Raw genomic sequence first — 6,089 nt, forward strand, 5'->3', positions numbered from 1 at the left:
GATGTCAAAAAAGATTATTTCGTCGATTTTTCGGATCATTACCCCGTGGAGGGGAGTTTCTATTCCGATGCATCTACGCCAAAAGCGAGTATGAAGACCAGAAAGTACGACCGTATGTCATTAAAAGCTGTGAGCACCGGAAAATTTATCGCCTGGAACACCTCCGAAACTAATGATTGGTTAACCGTTTCTGCTTCGTCTGCGGGCGAAAATACCTGGTTTAATATGGTCAATCTCGGGGAGCGTGACAATTATTTTGAGTTAAAAGAAGGGCCCGTCCGGGTAGAAATAAGTGAGCACCTTAATAATTTCTGGAGCAGGAAGGAGTCAGATGACGGAGCATATCGTTATTTTCCGAAATTCCAGGAGTTGCAATTACCCGGTTTGGAACTTGTCCTTGTCAAAAAGAAAGAGGGTAACCATTCAGGTATTATTGAAGACGGCGATATCGTAGCTTTTCGCGACAGGACGCCGGCAGGTAGGTATGGTTATCTGCAGTTGTCTGAGAAAGATAATACAACCCTGATTAACCTGGATGACAGTACCAGAGAGGAAGCGGAACAGTTTGAAGTGCACCTTCATCCGGGGCCGGTCGAATCCTGGAAATAAACGAGTTCATTTTTTAAAGAATAACAGAAGGCGTCCGCAAGGGCGCTTTTTTTGTTAGAAGCTGTTTGAATTTAGTTTTCGGAATACACATGAAAAGATCATAGGCGATGTCCTGAGTATACCTGTACTGGGCACTTCGGTACTCAGTGTATCACCTGTCGAAGTACCTGAGGGATAAAATTCATGTTAATCCTTGTCACCCATTTTTAGGAAATTGTAATATCTATAGTGAAGAGCCCGGCTTATAAGGCCAAATAAAGGTGTATAAAAACGCCCCTTCGATATTTAAACACTGTCATGTGACTCCTGGTATTACTTTATATGGATGAATTGGAACTTTTAAAAGAACATTGGAAAAAGGCGGAGGCCTTTCTGCCTGTATTGTCCGATGAGGAACTTATGGAAATAATCCGTAGGAAGGAGTCTTTTACCTCATTCGGGGAGAAATAGAAAAAGGAACAAAGCCGGCATCTTTTCCACGGAGCGGCTTTATTCCTTGTAAAACGATTAATTAAGGAATATTAACTAACCACACTACAAATATATGAAAATTAAACGGAAAAGGGGGAGGTGTTTAGACCGGGAAGGGTTGCTGTTGATGGGAATGAAAAGCATTATCTTTTTTTACTGCACCCTGGCCTTTGGCCTGGGGCCTTACGAGGGATTTTCCCAGAATGCCCGGGTGCGTATTGACACGGATGTTGTTTTATCCGTAAAAGAAGTTTTCCGCCTGATCGAAAGCCAGACGGATTACGAGTTTATTTATCGTCCCGATCTTCTGGAAGAGACCTTTCATACAGAGATAGCCGGGGGAGAGATCAGTGTAGGGGATTTGCTGGATAGGGTTCTGGCCCCGGGGAATTTCTCCTATGAATTTTATAATAATACGATTATTGTAAGAGAAAAGGAAGCGGTTTTTGGAGCAACTACAATACTGCAAACAGTTGAGGTTCGGGGAACAGTTACCGATGGCGAAGGAAACCCGCTCCCCGGGGTTACGGTTTTGGTCAGGGGGAGTGAGAACGGGGTTGTTACCGACTTTGACGGGAATTACCGTATAGAGGTTGCTGCCGGAGGGGTCTTGTCTTTTACTTTTATAGGCTTTGCTCCCCGGGAAATCATTGTTGAAGCAGGCTCATCTGTTATTGATGTACAACTGGAGGAACAGGCCGCCAGGCTGGAAGAGGTCGTGGTCACAGGCTACCAGGAACTCTCGGTAAACAAAAGTACCGGGGCAACTCAAACCATAACAGGCGAAGAACTCGAACAGAAAGGGCAGGCTAATCTGATGCAGGCTTTGCAGGGGATGTTCCCGGGCCTCAGTTTTGCCGCAGACCCTCAAAACGAGGGACAAACGAAATATACGGTAAGGGGTATTTCTACTTTGGCGGGGGATTCCTCTCCGCTTATTGTGGTGGATGGTTTTCCGCTGGAAGCCGACATCCGTTCGATAAACCCTTATGAGGTAGAGACGATAACCTTACTAAAAGATGCTGCCGCCGCTTCTATTTACGGCTCCCGTGCAGCTAACGGAGTGCTTGTAATTACCACGAAAAAGGGGAAAAAAGGGAAAGTTCGGGTAAATTACCGGAACGAGCTGACAATTACCGGCCGGCCGGACCTGGCTTACAGGCTTAATCGCATAGGTTCTGCCGATTTGGTGGATATCGAAAGAAGCTATGCCGAAGACAACAATGCCCGGACCTATCGGCAATACCTGGAAGATGGGGGAAGAAGGAGCCAGTCCATGGTGGCTCCCAGGAACCAGGTTTATAATACGGTAGCCATGGTTAACGAAGGACGGATGAGCCAGGCAGAAGCCGAAGAAGTCTTTAACAGGTTAAAGGGTATCGACAATACAGGACAATGGAAAAAACACTTTTACCGGAACGGTTTTCAGAATCAGAGTAACCTGAGCCTGAACGGGGGGGGCGAAAGGCACACGTTCAGGAGTACCCTCAACTATACGGCCAACAAGGGGAATAAAGTAGGGCAAAAGGACGATAATCTGATTTTTGATATTGTAAACAATATTGATCTGGGGAAGGGGATAGACCTGGATATAGCCGGGAATGTGGTGATTAATAGTTCCGAAAGCACCCCTTTTGATGAGTTTTATATAAAAAATATCTCTCCTTATGAGAGTCTGGTCGACGAAGAAGGTAATGCCCTCCCAGTGTTATTGCCGTACAGGAACCATCCTACGGACAATAACGGGTTATGGGATGGAAAAGAGCCTGAGGAGATCCGACGGCTTATAGATATGGGGTTATATGACGAGACTTTTTACCCCCTTAAGGAGTTGGGTATGCAAACCATAAATGCCGAAAATTTAGCAATACGGTTACAGCTCCGGCTCAATGCCAAACTCAGCAATGACCTGAAAGGCAATTTTAACTTCCAGTACGAAACAGGAAGTTCCGTGGAGAGAGATTTGCGAAAGAAGGATTCCTGGATCATGAAATCGCTTATCAATAATATGTCGCCCTATGAATATAACGGGGACCCCGGTACATTACCGATCCCTCCCGGAGGGCGCCGGATAGAAACCCGGAGAAACAGAAGGTCATATACCCTGAGGGGGCAACTGGATTTCAACAGGTCTTTCGGAGAGCACAGTATAGCGGCTATTGCGGGTTCGGAAATACGGCATGTATTCGGCCAGGGTACTATTACAGATCGATTCGGGTATGATGAGTCATCCGGGTTATTTCATCCCATCGATAAAAAAAGACTGTCACAATTTCCGACAAGTGATACCAACCACCCCGGTGGCAGAAGCGATAAATTGGATTTTTCAGATAATTTTGAAGAAACCCTTAACCGTTATTTCTCCCTGTACGGCAATTATACCTATAGTTTTAAAAACCGGTATATCCTTTCGGGGAGTGTGCGGCTGGACCAATCAAACCTCTTTGGTACCGATCCCAGGTACCGATACAAGCCGTTTTGGTCTGTGGGAGGCAAATGGCGCCTGTCGGAAGAAGGTTTCTTTAATAGCACTGTCTTTAATAATATAGCATTGAGAGGGTCTTATGGTATTAACGGAAACATTTCCAATAGGTATGGACCGTTTAATATGGCAGAATTCACAATTCCCTATACTTTAAACAGCCCGGCGCTGAAAATAATTACGCCGGCCATAAATGACCTGCGGTGGGAAAAAACAGCAACCATCAATGCAGGGTTGGACCTCGGTCTCTTCAATAACCGGATAGGCCTTAGCCTGGACTATTACATCAAACGGACCAGGGATCTTTTGGCTGTAGGCATAGCAGACCCCACGCAGGGATTTTCCACGCTGGAGTACAACGAAGCCAATATAGACAACAAGGGGATTGAAATTGGGGTGAACACTGTTAATGTCCGGGCAGAAAAATTCAATTGGTCAACCAGGATTACGTTCAATCACAACAAAAATATGGTAACCAGGATTTACAGGGATGAACTTTATGTGTCAACACCCTATTACGCCGCAGGGGTCAGAAATTTTGAAGGGATGCCGGCCAATAGCTTTTACATATATACATATGCCGGGCTTAACGAAGAAGGATATCCAATGATCACTACCGGGAACGGGGAAGAACTCGTGTTGACCCCGGGCCTTAACCCGGAGGTCGTTGACCGGATTAACGCAGGAGATTTGCATAATGGCGGAACCGCAGTGCCTGTGTATTCGGGGAGTGTGATCAATAACCTTACGTATGGCCCTTTCGGGTTGTCGTTTATGTTTGTGGGAAGTGGCGGGCATGTATTGCTAAAAGATTCTTATAATGGTACGGGCGGTATATACCAGACTCCTGCCTACGTACATGCCGATGCAGCCAAGGGTTGGAAACAGCCCGGTGATGAGGCCCATACCGGTATTCCTGATGTACAGGAATATTATTTTTACCAGCAGAGCATACTTCGATACAGCACTAAAAATGTTATTCCCGGGGACTTTATCAGACTTCGCGAGTTGATATTTACCTATACCATACCTCAACACGCCCTGAAAAAAACCTTTATAAAAGGGGCGCGTTTTAACCTGAGGGGGAATAACCTCTTCCTCGTTACCAGGAACAGGGAAGGCATAGACCCCGAGTCACACGGGTTGGGTGTGCGGTATTTTCCCCTTCAACCATCATACAGCCTCGGGTTTACGTTAAACTTCTAAAAAGTAATGATGTAACCACAATACTGTGTTACACTTTGATAAAAGTTTCTGATTTATAATGAAATAAGTGTATAAAAAGGGATGAGAAAATTTTAATAAACAATTGGTTTTCAGTATTTTAATAGTATTTTCCAAGACGTTTATAAGATATGGTCACCAAGGGTTATAACCTATACAAAACATAGATAGTCAACATATTGTTTAATATGCAAAATATCAACGCCTCCAGGCAGCGTTTCATGGTGGAGACTTTCACCCTGTTCTTGTCCATCAAGGGCCGTATCAACTTCCGACAATTGGAAAGATACAGCAAATATAGTGAACAGCGTTTTCGTATCCAATTCGAAAAGCCTTTCGATTTCCTTGGGTTCAATAAAGAACTGGTCCAACAGCACGGCAGCGGACATTACGTGATTGCCATCGATCCCAGTTACATTGCCAAATCAGGCAAGAAAACCCCGGGGCTCGGCTATTTCTGGTCAGGACAGGCCGGAGGGGTCAAACGCGGACTGGAACTCCTGGGCATGGCCGCCATTGATGTGGACAACCATACCGGTTTTCACTTGGATGCCCGCCAGACGCTAACCGATGCGTCTTGTGATAAATCACTGGCCGAACTTTATGCGGACTGTTTCGCTACCTCCAGCAATAGCTTATCCGGACTCTCCCGTGTGGTGGTAGCCGATGCCTGGTTCACCAAGAAGACCTTTATCGATACTGTTTGTGGGGCAGGATTCCATTTTGTGGGTAGGCTGCGGGACGATGCCAATCTCAGAGACCTCTACCTTGGCCCCAAAAAAAGCGGCAGGGGCAGGCCCAAAAAATATGATGGTAAAGTCATACATAAAGACATCCGTGATGACCATTTCCAAACCGTGGAACTGGAAGACGGGACTCTGGCCATGACTGCCGTACTCTATTCGGTAGCCTTGGAACGCAATATCAGGGTGGTACGGGTACCTTGTGGGAAAAAATATAAGCTGTATTTTTCTACCAACACAACATTCAATGCAACAACCATAGTGAAGTATTACCGCCTACGTTTCCAGATCGAGTTCATCTATCGGGATGCCAAACAACATACCACACTGGAAAACTGTCAGGCCCGTAGTGAGAACAAACTCGACTTCCACTTCAATATGGCACTGACCGCTACCAATCTCGCCAAGGCAGCTCACTGGTTAAACATTCCCAAAGAACAACGCGGAGCGTTCTCTATGACAGACATCAAGACCATGAACCACAACGCTTTACTCATGAACCGATTTTTTTCAACCTTTGGGATCAACCCACACTTGAACAAAAATCAGAAATATATCAA

2 protein-coding genes and 1 pseudogene are annotated in these 6,089 nt (G+C 45.6%); all 3 read left to right on the forward strand.

Features of this window, described 5'->3' with window-relative positions; genetic code table 11:
* A pseudogene (locus ACVBDY_RS05760) lies at positions 1 to 609 on the forward strand (hypothetical protein); the annotation flags it as partial.
* A gap of 544 nt (positions 610 to 1,153) precedes the next feature.
* Positions 1,154 to 4,768 carry a SusC/RagA family TonB-linked outer membrane protein gene (locus ACVBDY_RS05765; RefSeq protein ID WP_123217841.1) on the forward strand — a complete coding sequence of 1,205 codons (3,615 nt, stop codon included), beginning with the start codon at positions 1,154 to 1,156 and terminating at the stop codon, positions 4,766 to 4,768.
* Between the two features lie 206 nt (positions 4,769 to 4,974).
* Positions 4,975 to 6,089, forward strand: a 1,115-nt coding sequence (locus ACVBDY_RS05770; RefSeq protein ID WP_123218450.1) for a transposase, incomplete at its 3' end; no start/stop codon positions are given.

The organism is Sinomicrobium halophytocola (genome assembly GCF_052983395.1).